This window comes from Yoonia sp. R2-816, assembly GCF_046762905.1.
Classification (GTDB): Bacteria; Pseudomonadota; Alphaproteobacteria; order Rhodobacterales; family Rhodobacteraceae; genus Yoonia.
The window spans coordinates 1-298 of sequence record NZ_JBKQXN010000343.1; the positions used below are offsets into that span (position 1 = coordinate 1).

General features: G+C 58.7%; 1 protein-coding gene. It reads left to right on the forward strand.

From position 1 onward, the window contains the following. Positions 1 to 282, forward strand: a 282-nt coding sequence (locus ACFWW2_RS25545) for a hypothetical protein (RefSeq protein ID WP_393933286.1), incomplete at its 5' end; no start/stop codon positions are given. Positions 283 to 298 lie beyond the last annotated feature (16 nt).

Below are 298 nucleotides of genomic sequence, written 5' to 3' on the forward strand. Positions count from 1 at the left end.
CTCGATGACGTCATCGCCAGAGACGGATCGTTCCCACCCTCGCCCAAGCATCCAATTGTACCACTCCATAGCCGACCGGCGCTTCTGGCAGGCGTCGCCATCGTGGAGCGCGCCGGCCCGGAGATGCTGCAGATGCTGCAGATGCTGCAGATGCTGCAGATGCTGCAGATGCTGCAGGCGCATACCTTTGGGCACAACAGAAACCGGTTCATTGAAAAAACTGACCACCTTATCAACCCGGCGTTCGGACTGCCAGGCCCCCGCCAGATGCAGTTAATATGAGACTGGAGACACTCGT